The organism is Mesorhizobium sp. WSM1497, from assembly GCF_001672455.2.
Classification (GTDB): domain Bacteria; phylum Pseudomonadota; class Alphaproteobacteria; order Rhizobiales; family Rhizobiaceae; genus Mesorhizobium; species Mesorhizobium ciceri.
Genome location: NZ_CP021071.1, coordinates 25,072 through 41,805, shown reverse-complemented (window position 1 = coordinate 41,805; position 16,734 = coordinate 25,072). Strand labels below are relative to the sequence as shown.

General features: G+C 62.0%; 15 protein-coding genes and 2 pseudogenes. 8 read left to right on the top strand and 9 right to left on the bottom strand.

Annotated elements, in window-relative coordinates; all coding sequences use genetic code 11:
* Positions 1–323: 323 nt before the first annotated feature.
* The 3 genes from A9K65_RS36305 to A9K65_RS32575 are packed head-to-tail and all read right to left on the bottom strand — an operon-like array spanning position 324 to position 2,827.
* Positions 324–776 (bottom strand): hypothetical protein, encoded by a 453-nt coding sequence (locus A9K65_RS36305; RefSeq protein WP_245322236.1) that lies wholly within the window; start codon positions 774–776, stop codon positions 324–326.
* Between the two features lie 23 nt (positions 777–799).
* Entirely contained in the window at positions 800–2,437 is a 1,638-nt protein-coding gene (gene groL / locus A9K65_RS32580) for a chaperonin GroEL (protein ID WP_064992514.1), read from the bottom strand.
* A 33-nt stretch (positions 2,438–2,470) separates the two neighbouring features.
* Positions 2,471–2,827, bottom strand: a complete 357-nt coding sequence (locus A9K65_RS32575; protein WP_084015453.1) for a co-chaperone GroES — start codon at positions 2,825–2,827, stop codon at positions 2,471–2,473.
* A gap of 493 nt (positions 2,828–3,320) precedes the next feature.
* Between A9K65_RS32575 and A9K65_RS32570 the strand changes: the two genes are divergently transcribed.
* The 4 genes from A9K65_RS32570 (at position 3,321) to A9K65_RS32555 (ending at position 4,870) form a co-directional block, all read left to right on the top strand.
* Positions 3,321–3,581 (top strand): hypothetical protein, encoded by a 261-nt coding sequence (locus A9K65_RS32570; RefSeq protein WP_024505332.1) that lies wholly within the window; start codon positions 3,321–3,323, stop codon positions 3,579–3,581.
* A complete protein-coding gene (locus tag A9K65_RS32565) occupies positions 3,581–3,940 on the top strand; it encodes a hypothetical protein (RefSeq protein WP_064994922.1) in 360 nt (119 codons plus the stop codon). The genes A9K65_RS32570 and A9K65_RS32565 overlap by 1 nt, the downstream gene beginning before the upstream one ends.
* Positions 3,941–4,036: 96 nt before the next feature.
* Positions 4,037–4,261: a hypothetical protein gene (locus A9K65_RS32560; RefSeq protein ID WP_024505330.1), complete on the top strand. Its 225-nt coding sequence runs from the start codon at positions 4,037–4,039 to the stop codon at positions 4,259–4,261.
* A gap of 333 nt (positions 4,262–4,594) precedes the next feature.
* On the top strand, positions 4,595–4,870 hold the full coding sequence (locus A9K65_RS32555; protein ID WP_024505329.1) for a DUF1488 domain-containing protein: 276 nt from the start codon (positions 4,595–4,597) through the stop codon (positions 4,868–4,870).
* Between the two features lie 268 nt (positions 4,871–5,138).
* On the opposite strand, the pseudogene A9K65_RS36300 reads toward A9K65_RS32555, so the two are convergent.
* Positions 5,139–5,318, bottom strand: a pseudogene (locus A9K65_RS36300) (hypothetical protein); the annotation flags it as partial.
* Positions 5,319–5,762: 444 nt separating this feature from the next.
* On the opposite strand from A9K65_RS36300, the gene A9K65_RS32550 reads away from it, so the two are divergent.
* Both A9K65_RS32550 and A9K65_RS32545 read left to right on the top strand, forming a co-directional pair.
* A complete protein-coding gene (locus tag A9K65_RS32550) occupies positions 5,763–6,431 on the top strand; it encodes a HemK/PrmC family methyltransferase (RefSeq protein ID WP_245265405.1) in 669 nt (222 codons plus the stop codon).
* The gene (locus tag A9K65_RS32545) at positions 6,428–7,543 is read left to right on the top strand and encodes a hypothetical protein (RefSeq protein ID WP_064994918.1); all 1,116 of its coding nucleotides are present in this window, start codon (positions 6,428–6,430) and stop codon (positions 7,541–7,543) included. Before A9K65_RS32550 ends, A9K65_RS32545 begins: the two co-directional genes overlap by 4 nt.
* 48 nt (positions 7,544–7,591) lie before the next feature.
* On the opposite strand, the gene nadE is transcribed toward A9K65_RS32545, so the two are convergent.
* The 5 genes from nadE to A9K65_RS32515 all read right to left on the bottom strand — a co-directional run bounded on the left by nadE (position 7,592) and on the right by A9K65_RS32515 (position 15,202).
* Positions 7,592–8,599, bottom strand: coding sequence for an NAD(+) synthase (gene nadE, locus A9K65_RS32540; RefSeq protein ID WP_064994917.1), 1,008 nt, complete (start codon positions 8,597–8,599; stop codon positions 7,592–7,594).
* The gene (locus A9K65_RS32535) at positions 8,596–10,140 is read right to left on the bottom strand and encodes a class I adenylate-forming enzyme family protein (protein WP_064994921.1); all 1,545 of its coding nucleotides are present in this window, start codon (positions 10,138–10,140) and stop codon (positions 8,596–8,598) included. The genes nadE and A9K65_RS32535 overlap by 4 nt, the downstream gene beginning before the upstream one ends.
* 26 nt (positions 10,141–10,166) lie before the next feature.
* Positions 10,167–10,433, bottom strand: a complete 267-nt coding sequence (locus A9K65_RS32530) for an acyl carrier protein (RefSeq protein WP_013525356.1) — start codon at positions 10,431–10,433, stop codon at positions 10,167–10,169.
* Positions 10,434–10,456: 23 nt separating this feature from the next.
* Entirely contained in the window at positions 10,457–12,394 is a 1,938-nt protein-coding gene (gene asnB / locus A9K65_RS32525) for an asparagine synthase (glutamine-hydrolyzing) (RefSeq protein ID WP_064994916.1), read from the bottom strand.
* Positions 12,395–13,702: 1,308 nt separating this feature from the next.
* The gene (locus tag A9K65_RS32515) at positions 13,703–15,202 is read right to left on the bottom strand and encodes a winged helix-turn-helix domain-containing tetratricopeptide repeat protein (protein ID WP_064994915.1); all 1,500 of its coding nucleotides are present in this window, start codon (positions 15,200–15,202) and stop codon (positions 13,703–13,705) included.
* 122 nt (positions 15,203–15,324) lie between these two features.
* Here A9K65_RS32515 and A9K65_RS32510 point away from each other — a divergent pair, with 122 nt between their 5' ends.
* The gene (locus A9K65_RS32510) at positions 15,325–15,582 is read left to right on the top strand and encodes a hypothetical protein (RefSeq protein WP_064994914.1); all 258 of its coding nucleotides are present in this window, start codon (positions 15,325–15,327) and stop codon (positions 15,580–15,582) included.
* Between the two features lie 405 nt (positions 15,583–15,987).
* Positions 15,988–16,618: pseudogene (locus A9K65_RS32505) on the top strand (tyrosine-type recombinase/integrase).
* Positions 16,619–16,734 lie beyond the last annotated feature (116 nt).

Sequence of the window (16,734 nt, the reverse complement as noted above, 5' to 3'; positions counted from 1 at the left end):
TAATTTCTTTACGATCCAGGCCAGCAGTGCTGAACCAAAATCGGAGTTGCCGAGTCGCGGATCAAAAGCACAGCGTAGGCCTGCAACTGATCCTCGGGGATCTGCTTTTCAATGACCGAGTTGTGAACGCGTCGCGCAGAATATTGCAGTCAAAAGTTGAAATAGCATCGGCCGAATGATCGTTGTCCATAATGCGGCTCCCATCGAGGGGCGGGAAAGCGATGGTCGCTCTCAAGCGCCGGTACCGATGTCCCGGCCGGCGACAATGCGACTGTACACACCCACAGCTGGTTAGCGAATCATTCCAGCAGCTTGCCGGTTTGTCAGCACAGGTCAGTCGGGTCGGCCTCGTCCCGCCGCTTGGCGTCCTGATCGTTCAACCGTCTGACCATATCGTCCGCTTCACCAGCATTAACTCCGACCATGACCTTGTGGCCGGACTCGGCGGGCTGGCCGGTGAAGACGTCGAAAATGGTCCAGCTGTCCGGATGGTCCATCCGAAGCGCGTAGCGGTTGCCATATTCCGAGTCCTCTTGGTTCTCGCCCGCCACCGACCGGTTCAGGCGTGCACAATGAAAAACACTGCCGCCAGCACAACGACTGTCCACAGGGCCACGCCCAGCTTCGAAACCAGGCTCGCCCTGTGAAGCGAGCCCCTCCCGAATGCTGGCAACCACGTTCTTCATGCTGCTGGATCTGGCCGGCGTCGCCGCAACGGCGACCGGCGGCTTGACCCCAAGCGTGCGGAATACCGGAAGCAGTGTCGGTTCACGCATGGCTTTCTCCTGGCGCCAGGTCCTCAGTATCCCATTCCGCCCATGCCGCCACCGCCGCCACCCGCAGGTGCTGCATCCTTGGCCGGAATGTCGGTAATCATCGCTTCGGCGGTGATCAGAAGGGCTGCGATCGAACCGGCATCCTGGAGTGCGGTGCGCACCACTTTCGCCGGATCGACGATGCCTGCCTTGATCATGTCGACATAGACCTCGTTCTGGGCGTCAAAACCCTGATTGTGGTCCTTGCTGTCGGTGAGCTTGCCGACGACGATTGAGCCTTCGACGCCGGAATTCTCGGCGATCTGGCGGATCGGCGCTTCGAGCGCCCGCAGCACGATCGTGATGCCGGCCGTGACATCGGCATTGGCGCCGGTCAGGCCGCCAAGCGCCGAGCGGGCACGCAGCAGAGCCACGCCGCCGCCGGGCACGATGCCTTCCTCGACCGCCGCGCGGGTGGCGTTCAGCGCATCGTCGATGCGGTCCTTCTTTTCCTTGACTTCCGACTCGGTGACGCCGCCGACGCGGATGACGGCAACGCCGCCGGCGAGCTTGGCCAGCCGCTCCTGCAGCTTTTCCTTGTCGTAGTCTGACGTCGTCTCCTCGATCTGGCCCTTGATCTGAGCGACGCGCGCCTGGATGGTCGCCTTGGTGCCGGCACCGTCGATGATCGTGGTGGTGTCCTTCTCGATCAGCACGCGCTTGGCGCGGCCGAGCATCTCGATGGTGACGTTTTCAAGCTTGATGCCGAGATCTTCCGAGATCATCTGGCCTGATGTCAGCACGGCGATGTCTTCCAGCATCGCCTTGCGGCGATCGCCGAAGCCAGGCGCCTTGACGGCCGCGACCTTGAGGCCGCCGCGCAGCTTGTTGACGACCAGCGTCGCCAGAGCCTCGCCCTCGACGTCCTCGGAGATGATCAGCAGCGGCCTGCCGCTCTGCACCACCGCTTCGAGGATCGGCAGCATCGCCTGCAGATTGCCGAGCTTCTTCTCGTGGATGAGGATGTAGGGTTCTTCCAGCTCGACGCGCATCTTGTCGGCATTGGTGACGAAATAGGGCGAGAGATAGCCGCGGTCGAACTGCATGCCTTCGACGACGTCGAGTTCGGTCTCTGCGGTCTTGGCTTCCTCGACGGTGATGACGCCGTCATTGCCGACCTTGTCCATAGCCTTGGCGATCATCTCGCCGACGCTGGCATCGCCATTGGCGGCGATGGTGCCGACCTGCGCGATCTCGGCCGACGACTTGACCTTCTTGGCGCGCGCCTGGATTTCCTTGACCACGGCGGAAACCGCCTGGTCGATGCCGCGCTTCAAATCCATGGGATTCATGCCGGCGGCGACCAGCTTGGCGCCTTCGCGCAGGATCGAGGCGGCCAGCACCGTGGCGGTGGTGGTGCCGTCACCGGCGAGGTCGTTGGTCTTCGAGGCCACTTCGCGCACCATCTGGGCGCCCATGTTCTCGAACTTGTCGGCAAGCTCGATTTCCTTGGCGACGGTGACGCCGTCCTTGGTGATGCGCGGCGCGCCGTAGGCCTTGTCGATGATGACGTTGCGGCCCTTGGGGCCGAGCGTGACCTTCACCGCATTGGTGAGGATCTCGACGCCGCGCAGCATGCGGTCGCGCGCGTCGGTGGAGAATTTGATTTCCTTGGCAGACATGATTTTTATCCAGTTCGTTCGGAGAAAATGAGGTCAGGCAGCTTTCTTGACGGCCACGGTCTTGTCGGTTGCAGCGCCCTTGTCGATGATGCCAGTCTCGCTCTTGTCGATGACGCCCATGATATCGGCTTCCTTCATGATCAGAAGGTCCTCGCCGTCGATCTTGACCTCGGTGCCCGACCATTTGCCGAACAGGATGAAGTCGCCGGCCTTGACGTCGAGCGGAACAAGCGCGCCGTTTTCGTCGCGTGCGCCAGGGCCGACAGCGATGACTTCGCCCTCCTGCGGCTTTTCCTTGGCAGTGTCGGGGATGATGATCCCGCCCTTGGATTTGATATCGCCTTCGGCGCGACGAATGACGACGCGGTCGTGGAGTGGCCGAAATTTCATGGGAACTTTCTTTCTGGGGGCCGGCACAGGCGGCCACGCCCCTCCTCTATAGACGCGTTGGCACTCGATAGATAGGAGTGCCAGAATTAATTCTCGTGTATGCCCTAAACAATCGAACGAAATAATTTCGAGCCTCGCAGAATTTATTTGCGTTGGCGGAAAACTTTCTGCCGCCTTGAATTTCACGGACATCGATTTGTTATTTAAAAGCCAAAAAGAAAAGGCGCCGAGACCTTGTTTGCAACGCAATTGAGGCGCATATGTAAAGCTCGTTGATTTGGTCGAGTTGGCTTTGTGTCAGAGTCCTGCGATTCACCACCAATTCTCGAAAACGAGTGCATGAGCCGATCCGGCGCACATTTCGTCCCGCTCGAACCCTGGAATGAAACCGACGCTGACCACGGATATACTGGCAGCGTCGGGCATCGCTCCGGCGGTTCGAGTGGGAATGATACGGAAAGGCGTCGTGCGTTTCCGCGGGAAGCCGCAACTGATGACCAGCCGCACCACATCTTCAATCGTTCGCTTCAGGGCGGCGTTTTCGCTGCCTGGCTTCGATACGCCGCAACCACCTGGAGCGTATCGCGTCGATCAAGACGAGGAAGCTCTCGAAGGGGCTTCGCTGATCGCATGGCGCCGCGTGGCCACCTTCATTCACCTGCCGGCGATCTCCGCCGTCGGAGCCACGCAGCAGATGGTGCCGATCGAACCGGCATCGCTTGAAGCCGCACTAGAGCAGGACCAGAGACAATGATGAAAACCACAACCCTGATGCAACGCAACCCACGCCCGATCCGCCGCGAAGCCGCAACGCATCTGTTTGCCGTCGGACAGGCTGTCCGGCTGAAGGGCGGCTTTGGCACGTTTCCACAGACCGCGGAAATCTACCGCATCAGGGCCACGCTCCCTGCGAGGGGAGATTCGCTGCAATACCGCATCCGCAGCGACGGCGAACGTCATGAACGGGTGGCGACCCAGGACAGTCTCGAACCGGTCGCCACGTCGCCCAGTGACATCATAACACTCTCTGAAAGGACGTTCGCACATGTCAAAGGGACAGAAACGCTCGAGCCGGGAAATCAGGAAGCCGAAGCTGGAAAAGGCACTGCCTAAGCCTGAAAGCGTGTTCGGTGCCCAGACCAGGCTTACCGCCAACATCAGCGCCCCGCGCGGCAAAGGCAAGAACTGACACGGCGAGACGGGACGGCGATGAAGATCGTGATCGAATTCTATCGCACCCGCGAAGCGGACGATGCGCATGCCGTGCTCGGCCGCGAGACGGCGGAAGCCGCCGACCTCGAAGATGCGATCGAAATCGCCAGGCTTTTGGCTGGGACCCTGAACATGCCACAGCGGCCGGACGCCATGACGATCGCCGACACGAATGGCGCAACGCTCTATTCGGGCGTTCTCGCCTCTGAAGCGATTAAATGAGGAAAGGCCAACGTCACGATTGTCCGCAACACTGAAACCGATTGGCAGTGCAATGCCGCCGCGCTTCGGATTTGGGAACACGAAAGTGGCGCGCCGGGACGCGACTTCACAAATCGCCAATACGGACGCCGCGTGAAGCGGATCGTTCCTGGACCGTCTATCACGTCTTCTCGGGAATTCCGGCACACGGAGACGGCGTTGCCATGGCCGGCCTCAGCCGCCCCGATGCGACACGCCGCATGTTGACCCCCTCAACCAGCGCAATGCCGAGCGTCGCACGGCGTGGATTACCGCGCCGCCAATTGTCCCGCACGAGAGAGCGGCGGGCCAATCATGACGCTCTCCTTTCCCAATCCCAGCCGCAGTTTCGATGAAGCCCGCAACGCCGTCCGCTTCACCGGCCATGACTGCATGTTCGAGGTGCGTTTCTTCGTCGAGATCGCGGCGCTGGCAAAATCGGACATCGCCTTGGTGGGGACAACGGCGTCGGAAACAAAATGCCTTTCAGCTTTCGACACCTTGCGATCATCCATTCACAAGATTGCCAGCAAAGCCTATTCTCGCGACCGCCGCAGCTCTTACACTTTGACTGCCGCCGATTTCCGGTAGGGGAGCCCTTTTCTGGCCAGTTCGTTTCAGAACCGCACCTTCTGCTTCCGTGAAGAGTTTCGGGCGCCGGCAGGCGTACGAAAGTCCCCGAGGAAGGAACCCGCGGGGCACAGTCGATGGCTATGGGGATTTCGATCTGCGGCCGAAGTCGGCGACGGCGCGACCGCTGCCGACCGCCAAGGGCCGCCGTGCGGCAATACTCGATCGCCGACATGCCCTTGTCAGGCTCCTTGTTGAAGAAGCCCGTGATGCTCTGCCGCTGCCGAAAATGCGGCTCGTCGATCCAGCCGCCACGCGCATAGGATCCGAAAAGTATAATCTTGAGGATGCGCCCACCCTTTTTGAAGTCGGCCGAGCCTCCTTCAGCGCGTCGTCGAACTCCTCAAGCAGCACCTCCACCGTTCTTGTCAGCTCGCGCTGCTTTGGCGTGATCGATGCTGGATTTCATAAACCAGGATCTGTCGTCCATCGGGTATGCTTAGCCGAGACCACGCCTCGAATCCACAGACTGCCTCCCTGGGCAGACGCAATTGAAGTATGTAGAGCTTGCTGGCTCGTTCGTTCGCCGCTCAGCAGACCGAGGTTGCCGTCGGTTGCAGCGTACTCAACCGCATGCTGGCGTGCGCATGAGTCTGTCCGACATCAAGTCCGGCAGCTATAATCGGCAACTTCAAAGACCGAAATGCGCTCGATTTCATATCCGCGCACCAACGCCGCATCTATATGGCCGAGTTGGTGCGCTGCGCAGTATCGGCGGCGATATCTTTAGCAGCCGTTTACCGGAGCGCGATAGGTCCTGTGTATGCAATACTGTCGGATGACGTAAGGAACCGCCGTGCCGCACAGAGCAGCAGCCCTAGCCGGCCGTTCTACGCCCCGCCTGCATCGTTTCATGAGCGTGATGCTCGAGCTGGCTCCGGGCGTTCTCGTGCCGCGTCAGGAAACGGAGTTGCTCGGACAGAGCGCGCTTGCGATTCTTCGCGATCGCGCGCCCGGCCCGATGGTGATCGACATGTGCTGCGGCTCCGGCAACCTTGCTCTGGCGATCGCGGCGGAAGTTCCGTCGGCCCGCGTCTGGGGGGTGGACGTGACTGACAGCACGTTCGCGCTCGCCCGGAGCAATGCCGAACGCTTGGCCCTTCAGGCCCGGGTCACCATCCGGAAAGGGGATCTGTTCGGTGCGCTGGAGGGCGATGGGCTTATCGGCGCAGCGGACCTGATTGTCTGCAATCCGCCCTATATCTCGACCGCGCGCCTCGAAGGCGAGAGCGCGCATCTGCTTGAGGGCGAGCCGCGCGAGGCCTTCGACGGGGGGCCTTACGGCATCTCGATCCAACAGCGGCTGATCCGGGACGCAATCGATTTCCTCAAGCCTGATGGCTGGCTGCTGTTCGAGTTCGGCCAGGGGCAGGACCGCCAGGTGGCTGCCCTGATAGCCAGAGCCAAGGCCTATGAACCCGTGACATTCGCCAAGGATGAGGTCGGAATGCCGCGTGTCGCACTCCTTCGCAAGCTTGGGAACGGTGCGCCCGCGATCTCATCCTCCGCGAGTTTGGCATGAGCCAGATTCGTCCCCTGCAGGCTGCGGATATTCCGGCCGTCGCCGGGCTCTTTCAAAGAACCTTCCGGGACGGTGGCAAGCCGCCGCCTCCGGCGCTCGAGACTTATCTGCGCTGGCACTATCTCGAAGGCCCGGTCTGCGATCCGGAGATCGCGTCTCTCGTCCATATTGCGAGCGAAGGCGACATTTCAGGCTTTGTCGGCGTGAATGTGCTGCCGATGAGGCATGGCCAGTGCAAGCTGCGCGCCGCCATCTGTGGTTCGCTCATGGTCGAACCGCGGGCGAACGACCCGATGGCCGGCGCAAGGCTGCTCAGGACATTCCTGGCCGGGCCGCAGGACATCTCCTTCAGCGAAACCGCAAATGCCCTCTCGACGCAGATGTGGACGAAACTGCGCGGGGTCGCCCTGCCGCAATACAGCCTGGACTGGATCCGGGTCATCCGACCTTCGGCCTTCCTGCTCGATCTAGCATCGCGGCGAGCCGGCGCCGTGCGCTTGCTTGACCCGCTCGCGCGCGGACTCGATCGCTATCTTCGCGGACGGATGCAGGAGAACGAGATGCGCTGGTCCGGGGTCCCGGAACTCTGGAATGGCAAGGGCGGCCTCAAGGTAGCCGAAATCGATCAAGCCGGTTTTGCGGCTCTTTTGGACCCGTTAACGCGGCAGTTCCCGCTCCGCCCCGACTGGAGTGCCGAGCAGCTTGCGCATATCCTCGCGGAGGCTTCCCAGAAGCCGGACTATGGTGATGCCGTGTTCGCGTCCGTCTCCTGCCCCAGCGGGGGGCTGGTGGGCGCCTTCCTCTATCACACCCGCCCGGGCAGGATGGCGCGCGTGCTGCAGGTTCTGGCCCTGCCGGGGCAAGCTGGTTCCGTCGTCGACTGCTTGATTGGCGATGCGGCGCGGCGTGGCGCCGCCGGCCTGCGCGGCCGGACGCAACCCGCCCTGCTCGCAGCGATGCTGGGCCGGCGGGTCGCCTTCACTCAACCGGCCTCGACCGTGGTGCATTCGCGCGACGAGGAGCTGGTGAACGCGTTTCTGAGCTCGCAAGGCTTCTTCAACGGGCTGGCCGGCGAGCGCTGGAATCGCTTGGCCGGGGAGCAGTTCGAATAGGCCGTCATTTGCCCGCGCGGCGACGTAATCCCGATGGTCGCGCCAATCTCAGCTGGCGATTTCCTCGACGGGGCGGACGAGCTGCGGGCCAAGGTGCAGATGGCGCGTCGCCCGGCGCTTGGCGGCGATATCGGCCCAGACGCGTTCGACCTCGACCGCAGTCAGCTCCGCGGCGGCGCCGACCTCCACGGCTGAAAGGCCGTTATTCAGGCCGAAGAGGCAAATATCCATGCGGTCATAGGGCAGGGAGAAGTAGAACTCTTCCTGCGTCTGCTCGAGGGAATAGGTGTCGGTCGTCGGCGCCCTGCGGCAGATTTCCTCGGGAATGCCGAGATGGGCGGCAAGTGCATAGACCTGGCTCTTGTAGAGATGGGCGATCGGTTTGACGTCAGCCGCGCCGTCGCCATTCTTCACGAAGAAGCCTTGGTCGTATTCGAGCCGGTTCGGCGTGCCGAGCACGGCGAAATTCAGCCGGTCGGCGTGATAGTACTCGATCTGTTTGCGCGTGCGCTGCTTCATGTTGGTGGCGGCGACGATGCCGAGATAGACCGCCGCCGACATGCGCAGCTTCGTCTGCCGGCCTTCGGGGTCCTGCACCACCAGCGAGGAGATGTTGTAGCCCTCGCCGGCGAGCGAATTGGCGATGACGATCTTTGAGGCCCAGCCCGGCCCGTATTCCGGCACCAGCTCGCGGATGAAGGTATCCCGCCGCTGATAACAACCCATCGCGTGCAGCGTCGGGCCGATATCCTCCACGATCGCTTCGATGCCAAAGGTTTCGGCGGCCAGCCGGCCGAGGCGGAGGCTGTCGGGATCGGAGTCGCTTTCCGGCATGAACAGGCAGAAGACGTTCTTAGCGCCGACGGCGCGGGCGGCGAGCGCGACCGAGACGCTGGAATCGATGCCGCCAGAGAGGCCGAGCACGAGCCCGCGCTTGCGCATGCCGCGTAGCTGCTCGCGCAACCCGGCGACGATGCGATCGGTTTCCGCTGCGTTGTCGAGCGTCAGCGCGTCGGCCGAGAAGGCGGGACGGCTCGGGGCGAGGGAGAGGTTCATTCTGCAGTCCCCAACGTTTCGGCCGCCAGCCTTCGGCTGACCTTTCCGGTATCGGTCTTCGGCAACTCGCGGCGGAACTCGATGAGCTTCGGCACCATGAAATCCTCGAGATGAACGGCGCAGTAGCGAATGATGTCCCGCTCGCTCAGGGTCTCGTCCGAGAGAACGACGAGGGCGGCAATGGCGTGGCCGAGCACCGGATCCGGCACGCCGGTCACCACGGCTTCCACGATGCCTGGATGGGCGTGCAGCACAGTTTCGACTTCCTTCGGGGCGACCTTTTCGCCGCGCGTCTTGATGATGTCGTCCTTGCGGCCAACGAAATAAAGGAAGCCGTCCTCGTCCGTCCGGAACAGGTCACCGGTGTGGAGCCGCTTTTCCCAAGGATGCGGCCCGGGACGCAGCATCTGCTCCGTGGCCACGTCGTTGCGCCAATAGCCCTGCATGACATGCGGGCCGCGGATGACCAACTCGCCCGCCACGCCCGGTGGCACGCGGTTGCCCTCATCGTCGACGACGATCGCTTCCGTGTTGGGAATAGCGATGCCGACGGAACCCGGCCGGCGGTCCAGCTCCTCCGGGGGCAGGTAGGTGCAGCGCTTGCATTCCGTCAGACCGTACATGGAAAAGAGCCGTACGCCGGGGAACAGCTCGCGCAGCCGGGCGATATGCACCGGCGGCAGGGCGGCGGCGGTGTTCGAGATATAGCGAAGGCTCGGCAGGAAACCCGGCGCCAAATCGCGCATCTGCAGGATCAGCGCCGCCATCGTCGGCACCAGCGGGAAACCGGTGACCTTCTCGGCGCGGATGCGCTCGAAAATGGCCTGCGGAAAGGCGAATGATTTTTCGAGGACGAGGGTCGCGCCGAGCTTCGTCGCCATCAGCAGTTGATAGAGGCCGTAGTCGAAAGCCAGGGGCAGGACATTGAGGATGATGTCGTCACGGGTGTTGCGCAGATAGGTCGTGATGGATTCGGCCGCGGCATCGATATTGCGATGCGTCATCATCACGCCCTTGGGGCGGCCGGTGGAGCCCGAGGTGTAGATCAGCATGGCGAGGTCGATATCGATCCCGCCATGGCGAATGGGCACGGGCGCGACCTTGAGACAATCCTCGAAGGAGGCAGCGCCATCCGGCGTATGGCTGGATGGCGCTTGCGTCGACGCGACGAAGAACGGCCGGTCCGACAGCGCACGCGCCTGGATCACGACAGGCATCAGCTTGGCCTGAGTCAGGATCGCCGCAGCCTCGCAATCGTCGATGACATAAGCGAGCTTGTCGGCCTTGGTGGAGGCGTTGATCGGGCTGAAGGTCGCGCCCGCCTTGAGAACCGCGAAGATCGAGACGGCGGCTTCCCAGCAATTGTCCATGAAGACGAGAACGCGGTCGCCGCGCTGCACGCCATTCTCGGCGAGAGCGGTCGCAAGCCGGTTCGACAGATCGTCGAGCTCGTCATAGCGCAACCGCTCCCGGTCGGTGACAAGCGCCGTCTTCGCGCCATGCGCGGCCGCGTTCGTGATGAGGAATTGCTCGACCCGCATGAGCTCGGGCCTTCCGCTGCCAGCCGTCACGCCGCGACGAGCGATGCGGTCTTCGCTGTGATGAAGGCCGTGATGCGCGCCAGTGAATCGAGGTTGGCCGGCACGATATCGGCGTCCGCAACTGTGATTCCGCAATGGTCCTCGATAAAGGCCACCAGTTCCAGAACGCCGGTCGAATCGATGATGCCGTTCTCGATCAGCGAGTCCGTATCGGCGAGGGCGTGGGTGGTGTCGCCGAACAGGAAGTTCTCGATGACAAAGGCCTTCACTGCGTCTTGGATCGTATCGGTCATGTCGTTCGCTTTCCTTGGTGGTGTCAGGCGGCCTTTGCGTTGCAAATGCCTGTGCCGGTGAAAGTCGTCAGCCACAGCTGCGTCGACAGGATGCCGACAAAGGCCGCGTTGTCGCGAAAGCCGGAGGCCGGCTGGCGGCTGCATTTCTCATGTAGTTTTGCCACTGCCTTCGGATTGAAGAGCCCGCCGGCGCTGACTGCGGCGTCGCCCAGGGCCGACTGGACATAGTCCCTCGTGCCCGGCCCAACGAAGGACTGGCTATCCGGTGCGCGATAGGGCTGCTTGGTCCGCCGGCCGATGGCGGCCGGCAGCAGGTCTTTGGTCGCCTCCCGCAGAATATGCTTCTCCACGAGCCCCTTCAGCTTCATCTCGGGAGGAAGGCCGGCGGCAAACTCGACCAGATGATGGTCGAGGAAGGGAAAGCGGCCCTCGATGCCGTGGGCCATCGCCATGCGGTCGCCCTGGCTGGACAGGATATAGCCAGGGAGAAGGAAGCGGGCTTCCAGATATTGCGCCTGATGCAAGGGATGCCAGCGGGCGAACGCCTCGGGCAGCCGCGCGGCGAGCTCCTCGGCGGCGTCATATCCGGACAATGTGGCACGCAGATCGCCCGAGTAGAACAGCTTCGTCGCCGCCGTGCCGTCGAACCTCGGCCGATGGGAGAACAGCGGATCGTCAAGCGTCGCGCCGCTAGCCCCGAAGAAGGAGAACAGGTACTCGGCCGATTGCTGCCTTAGGCCCGGAAGATAGGGGTAGAGCTTGCGGAACAGATGCGGCCGGATGCGGGAGCCGGGCTGTCTCCCGCAAAAGCGCCGAACCCTGGCCTCCTTGAAAATATCGTAGCCGGCAAAGACTTCGTCGGCGCCTTCGCCCGTCAGCACCACTTTCAAGCCGGCCTCGCGCACGAGGCTCGAGAGCTTGTAGAGCGGGGCAGGGGCAGTGCGCAGGATCGGCCGCTCGGTGAAGCGGATAACGTCAGGGAAGACGGCGGCGATATCGCCTTCCCCGCAGGCGACGGCGCTGTGATGCGTGCCGAGCGCACGGGCCATCTCGATCTGGAACGGGCTCTCGTCATGTTCGGCGCTATCGAAGGTGACCGAGAAGGTCCTGAGGCCACCCGGCGCCATGCCCGCCGCCAGCGCCGATGTGATGGAGGAATCGAGGCCGCCAGACAGATAGGCGCCGACTGGCACATCGGCGCGCATGCGCATGCGGGTCGCCTCCGTAAGGAGGGCGCGCAGTTCCTCGGCCGCGGCACGCTCGTCCCCGTGCCGGGGCGGCGCGTCCCGGTCGGGATACTCCAGACTCCAGTAGGGCCGGGTCGAGACGCTGCCCTCTTGCACGATCATCAGGCTTGCGGGTTCGATCTCGTAGATGTTGCGGAAGGGCGTGCGCGGCGCGATCGGGGCCCAGAGCGTGAAGATCTGGTCGAGTGCGACCGGATCAATCTCGGCCGCGACGCCCGGGGCCTGGAGGAGCGCCTTGACCTCCGAGGCGAAGTAAAGCCGTTCGCCCTGCCTTGTATAGAAGAGCGGCCGGACCCCCATGCGGTCGCGCGTCAGAACCATGCGGCGGCGGCGGCCGTCCCAGAGCGCAAAGGCGAAATCGCCATTGAGCGCGGAGACGCAATCCTCCCCCATCTCGTCATAGAGATGCAGGATCACTTCGGTGTCGCTGGTTGTCCGGAAATGGCGGCCTTTCGCGCGAAGCTGCTCGCGCAATTCCACATAGTTGAAGATCTCGCCGTTGAAGGCGATCGTCAGATCGCCCGTCGCATCGGACATCGGCTGCTGGCCGTCCCCGAGACCGACGATGGACAGCCGCGCATGGCCGAGGCCGGCCGCCTTTGTGGTGAAGAACCCCTGCTCATCGGGGCCGCGATGGGCAATGGCAGCCGTCATCCTTTCAAGGAGCGCCCTCCCATCCCGGACAGTGCCGAAATAGCCGCTAAAACCGCACATGCCGAGATATTTCCAAGTCCACCAGCGCGGCCCGGACTATAGCCGCCAAGATATCGGTAGGTGTTAAATATTTGGGACTATTCATGAGAATGGTAAATTTTGAGCGGCCGCCGACGGCTGATTCCTTGCGTCAGCATTGGATCTGCCGCGAGATGAGGGCAATGAAGCTTTTGGCGTCGTGTTCGCATGATGTTCACGGGGTCTGAGGGGCAGGCCCTCATCGCCTTCTGTCGAAGGCTAGGTCTGGGACTTCTCAAGGTCTGTCGTTGTCGGGGAAAGTGGTCCGCGCGGCAGAATGAAATCTACGACGGTTGCCATTGCCGGAATTGAGGCAGGCGTGGCCGCATGCCGCCTTGGCGTAACGGCAAGCGATCTTTACAAGGCAGTACTCGATGTTCTTGACGGCCGCGGAATTTTTTGCGGCTACCCAATCCATGGCCATTCATTCGGACTGGGCTGGGGCGGACCATAGTTAGTGCCAGAGAACAGCTTCAAGGTTGGAGCCGGGATGGCCATCGCCGTCGAGTGCATGGCGGGCCGCGAAGACGTCGGCTATGTCAAGTTCGAGCAAGGTACTTGTCCATGCTGATCGCACCGAGCTCATTTCCACCTGTCCGGCGAGGCTCTGAAGACTGGCCCTCAAACGCATGCCCAAAACACAGCTGGTATTGGTAGCAATCCGAGCGGACCAGGCGAGGCAGCCCCACTGCCGGGTCGAGAGAACCCACTTGGTGAACTCAGGCGTGCGCCTGACATTCCGGGCACCGTGGACACGCGTCAAGTCGAGAGGATACTGCGCGAGCGATATCCAAGTACCTCAGTGTAGAGAAGGTCGCGCGACTGCGCATTTCTTTCCAGTTTCACATAACGAGCAGATATTGTTGCCGAAGGTTGAACCAGCCGTCGCTGGCACTCATGGGAGTATGGCGGTCCCGAACAGGATGCCGTGACGCCCGACCGTGGTGATCGGGTCCGGCAGCTTCCACATGGCGGGTCTTTCTTCTCGATGCGAGCGATCAGGCGCCAGGCACAATCCCATTGTCCTTCCTCACCTCGCAGCGGTTGCCGGCTGGCGGCAGCAATGCGCCTGATCTCGGACGTTCGGCAAACTTTACCTTCGCCCGAAAGCGGACGGTCTGCCAAAGGTAACATGACTGCGTTGCTGGACGACGGGCCTGATCCAGCAATGACCCCGTATGTCAGGTTCCAACAGTATGGGAGGTTGTCCTGTCGATTATCATTGCCATCGTCCTTCTTACTGCTCACATGCACGCAACTGCGGCGATGAGTTGTCGGACCGGCTGGATCCTATAAAAAGCCGGCCTTTCTGAAGCCGGAGAGGAAGTGCTCGAAGGAAGATGGGTCTGCGAAGGGAAGGCGGGCAAGGTAGCCAAGCGAGAGGTCTGGTTGCAGCCTCAGTGTGGCTTCGACTGCGACATGCGCGTTTTCCATCTCGCCTAGATGGGCGTAGGCCGCCGCGAGAAAGGCATGGATGAAGAACTGGTCGCCGGCCTTCCGATAAGCGTCGATGGCGTCGGCATATCGGCCGAGCAGGAAGAGCGCGCTTCCCTTCACCTCCCAGAACCAGACCGGGGGCAACGGGTCGAGCAGTATGGCCCTTTCGAGGACCGCCAAGGACTGCTGAGGCTGGCCGCCGTAGTTGAGCCAGCTTGCATAGTCTCCGGCAATGTTGACGTCGTGCGGATTGAGCGAACGGGCCTGCTGGAAATGCAGTCCGGCATCCCCATGCTGGCGCATATGTACAAGCACGAGACCCATGCTCTGGTTGCAGATGCCGTCATTCCGGTCGAGCAGGAGCGCTGTGCGCGCAGACCGCAAGGCACTTTGCAGCGTACGAGGATCGCGGTCGTACCAGAATCGCGCAACCAGGCACTGCGCTAGATAGGCATGACCTTGAGCAAAAGTCGGATCGAGTTCGGCGCTCCGGGTAAACATGGATTCGCCCTTGTCCATTTCATACTGATGGTAGTGCGCGCGACCCTGCAAGTAGTAGTCGTAGGCGGCCCAATCGGCCGGCGGCGTTCGCCGCGAGCGGCTAGTCGCATCTGCCTCGGCGGCGCCTTGGACGGTTGAAGCCACGAGTGCCGCCACCTCCTCCTGAACCGAAAAGATGTCCTCAAGCGCCCTGTCGTAGCGTTGAGCCCACAAATGGAAGCCGCTGGCGCCGTCGATCAGCTGCGCCGTGATCCGGATACGGCTCCCGAGCCGTCGCACGCTGCCCTCGACGAGGTAGCGCGCGCCGAGTTGCCGGTGGACTTCCGCGCCCTCCGGCGCTGGCCCACGAAACTGAAAAGATGAATTACGCGCGATCACCACGAGCGACCGGTATCGCGCCAGTTCAGTGATGATATCTTCGGTGATGCCGTCGCTCAGATAATGCTGGTCCTGATCGCCGCTCAAATTGGCGAAGGGCAGCACGGCAATGGTGGGTTTGCCGGACGGCGCGATTGGTCGCTGCACTGAACCTTCCACGCGCTCGACAGGCGCGGTGAAGCGGTAGCCGACGCGAGGCACGGTGGCGATCCAGTCGCCACCTTGGTCGGTGGGGCCGAGCGCCTTCCTCAGCGTCGCAATCTGGACGGTGAGATTGCTTTCCTCGACCGCCCGGCCCGGCCAGGCAGCTTCCATCAGCTCGTCCTTGGTCAGGATGTCGCCGGGCCGGGCCGCAAGCGTGGCGAGCAGCGTGATGCCGCGATGCCCGATGGAGATCGGTATTTCATGTCGCAGGAGCGTCCCCTTCTCAGGGTCGAGCAGGAACGGACCAAAGGTGAGGTGAACCCGTTGCATCCCGCCATATTAAACGTTTCGGAATTTTTCGGAACAGTTTCGGCCGCGCTTTAGTACGCAGGTCCGCTCATCCGCCAAAGTAGCGTTATCGACTTTAGCAGCACCAAGAAAGGACGAGCCAAATGAGCACGCAGCTTTCTTTTACCTCAAGACTCTACCAGTCTCTCTGGAGCGAACAGCCGACGTGGACGACTGAACCGGTATCGGTCTGGGCGAGACTCTTCGCCCTGCGCGGCCTGGTCGCGGTCTGGCGCGAGCGCAAGTACTATCGCGAGGAACTGAAGCGACTGGCGGAAGATGGGCCTCAGCGGATCGACGACGTCGGTCTCACCCCGGCTGCCGTCGAGGCGGAACTTCAAAAGCCGTTCTGGAAGGCGTGATTTGCATCCATAGCTGTGAACGATTGTCTGCCTGATTGTCAAACACCGCAACGCCTCGACAGGGCCACCAAACTCCGCAAGTACTGTCTCATCGACGCTCGCAAAGACACGACCGGCATGTTCTATCAGCAGCCGATCAAGGACCTGCCTGTAGGCCGGGGTAAAACATGATCGGTCAATTGCCAGGCCGATGAGGCTCGGCAATGTGGTGCCAGCAACGGACTAGCTTCGCGCATCGCTGCCGACAGTCAAACAGAGCAGGTAGCATCAACAGCGACGAACGCCGTCATAGGCTGAAGGGCTGCTTGTCGACAACTTCGTTCCGAATTCCGAAGGGCAAGTTTCGGCCCATAACCGTCGACCGACGTTTCTCCGGTGGCCAATCATGGCCGAAGGAGAAACGAAATGGGACACTCGTGCTACGACCTTGCCGCCTCCGATCGCCGCGCATGGAATGCAGGCAAGAAGATCGGAACGAAACGCCCTCTGAAACTCGACAGATATGGGGCGATACGATTCTATCTCGATCGAGAGCGGCGTCTGCGAGACAGAGCGCTCTTCGATTTGGCGATCGACAGCAAGTTGCGCGGCTGCGATCTGGTCAAGATCAAATCGGCCACCTTGTTGTAGGACGGAAATCCGAAGTCGCGCGATGGTCATCCAACAGAAGACCGGCCGACCTGTTCAGTACCAGTTGATGAGCGACACACGCTCCAGCCTTCTCGCATGGCTGGAGCGACGCGGCGGGACAGTCGATGATTACGCGTTTCCGAGCAGGATCAATTCAAGGGCTCACATGAGCACAAGTTAGTATGCCCGCCTCGTCGACGAATGGGTCGAGGCGATCGGGCTTTGACCAGAGGAATACGGAACCCATTCCCTGCGTCGCACCAAGGCCTCGATCATCTACAAAGCGACGGGAAATCTGCGAGCCATCCAAATTTTGCTCGGTCATGCCAAGATCGAGAACACGGTCCGCTATCTGGGCGTCGATGTTGAGGATGCTCTCGAACTTTCGGAGGCAACGGAGGTTTGATCAGGTGCGGCTCCACTTCACAAGTGGAGCCGTGACCAGCTTGCGCCCAATCTCGGTCGTTGCGGACAGATCTGTCACTGATTGAAAGCGGCATCGTGGCGACCACGCTGGGGCGT

What these genes read in the sequence shown, in the direction of transcription:
- nadE (WP_064994917.1), bottom strand. Translation starts at nt 8,599, where the DNA reads ATGAACCTCTCCCTCGCCCCGAGCCGTCCCGCCTTCTCGGCCGACGCG.
- asnB (WP_064994916.1), bottom strand. Translation starts at nt 12,394, where the DNA reads ATGTGCGGTTTTAGCGGCTATTTCGGCACTGTCCGGGATGGGAGGGCG.
- A9K65_RS32560 (WP_024505330.1), top strand. Translation starts at nt 4,037, where the DNA reads ATGAAGATCGTGATCGAATTCTATCGCACCCGCGAAGCGGACGATGCG.
- A9K65_RS36305 (WP_245322236.1), bottom strand. Translation starts at nt 776, where the DNA reads ATGCGTGAACCGACACTGCTTCCGGTATTCCGCACGCTTGGGGTCAAG.
- A9K65_RS32545 (WP_064994918.1), top strand. Translation starts at nt 6,428, where the DNA reads ATGAGCCAGATTCGTCCCCTGCAGGCTGCGGATATTCCGGCCGTCGCC.
- A9K65_RS32510 (WP_064994914.1), top strand. Translation starts at nt 15,325, where the DNA reads ATGAGCACGCAGCTTTCTTTTACCTCAAGACTCTACCAGTCTCTCTGG.
- A9K65_RS32570 (WP_024505332.1), top strand. Translation starts at nt 3,321, where the DNA reads ATGACCAGCCGCACCACATCTTCAATCGTTCGCTTCAGGGCGGCGTTT.
- A9K65_RS32515 (WP_064994915.1), bottom strand. Translation starts at nt 15,202, where the DNA reads ATGCAACGGGTTCACCTCACCTTTGGTCCGTTCCTGCTCGACCCTGAG.
- A9K65_RS32530 (WP_013525356.1), bottom strand. Translation starts at nt 10,433, where the DNA reads ATGACCGATACGATCCAAGACGCAGTGAAGGCCTTTGTCATCGAGAAC.
- groL (WP_064992514.1), bottom strand. Translation starts at nt 2,437, where the DNA reads ATGTCTGCCAAGGAAATCAAATTCTCCACCGACGCGCGCGACCGCATG.
- A9K65_RS32535 (WP_064994921.1), bottom strand. Translation starts at nt 10,140, where the DNA reads ATGCGGGTCGAGCAATTCCTCATCACGAACGCGGCCGCGCATGGCGCG.
- A9K65_RS32565 (WP_064994922.1), top strand. Translation starts at nt 3,581, where the DNA reads ATGAAAACCACAACCCTGATGCAACGCAACCCACGCCCGATCCGCCGC.
- A9K65_RS32575 (WP_084015453.1), bottom strand. Translation starts at nt 2,827, where the DNA reads ATGAAATTTCGGCCACTCCACGACCGCGTCGTCATTCGTCGCGCCGAA.
- A9K65_RS32555 (WP_024505329.1), top strand. Translation starts at nt 4,595, where the DNA reads ATGACGCTCTCCTTTCCCAATCCCAGCCGCAGTTTCGATGAAGCCCGC.
- A9K65_RS32550 (WP_245265405.1), top strand. Translation starts at nt 5,763, where the DNA reads ATGAGCGTGATGCTCGAGCTGGCTCCGGGCGTTCTCGTGCCGCGTCAG.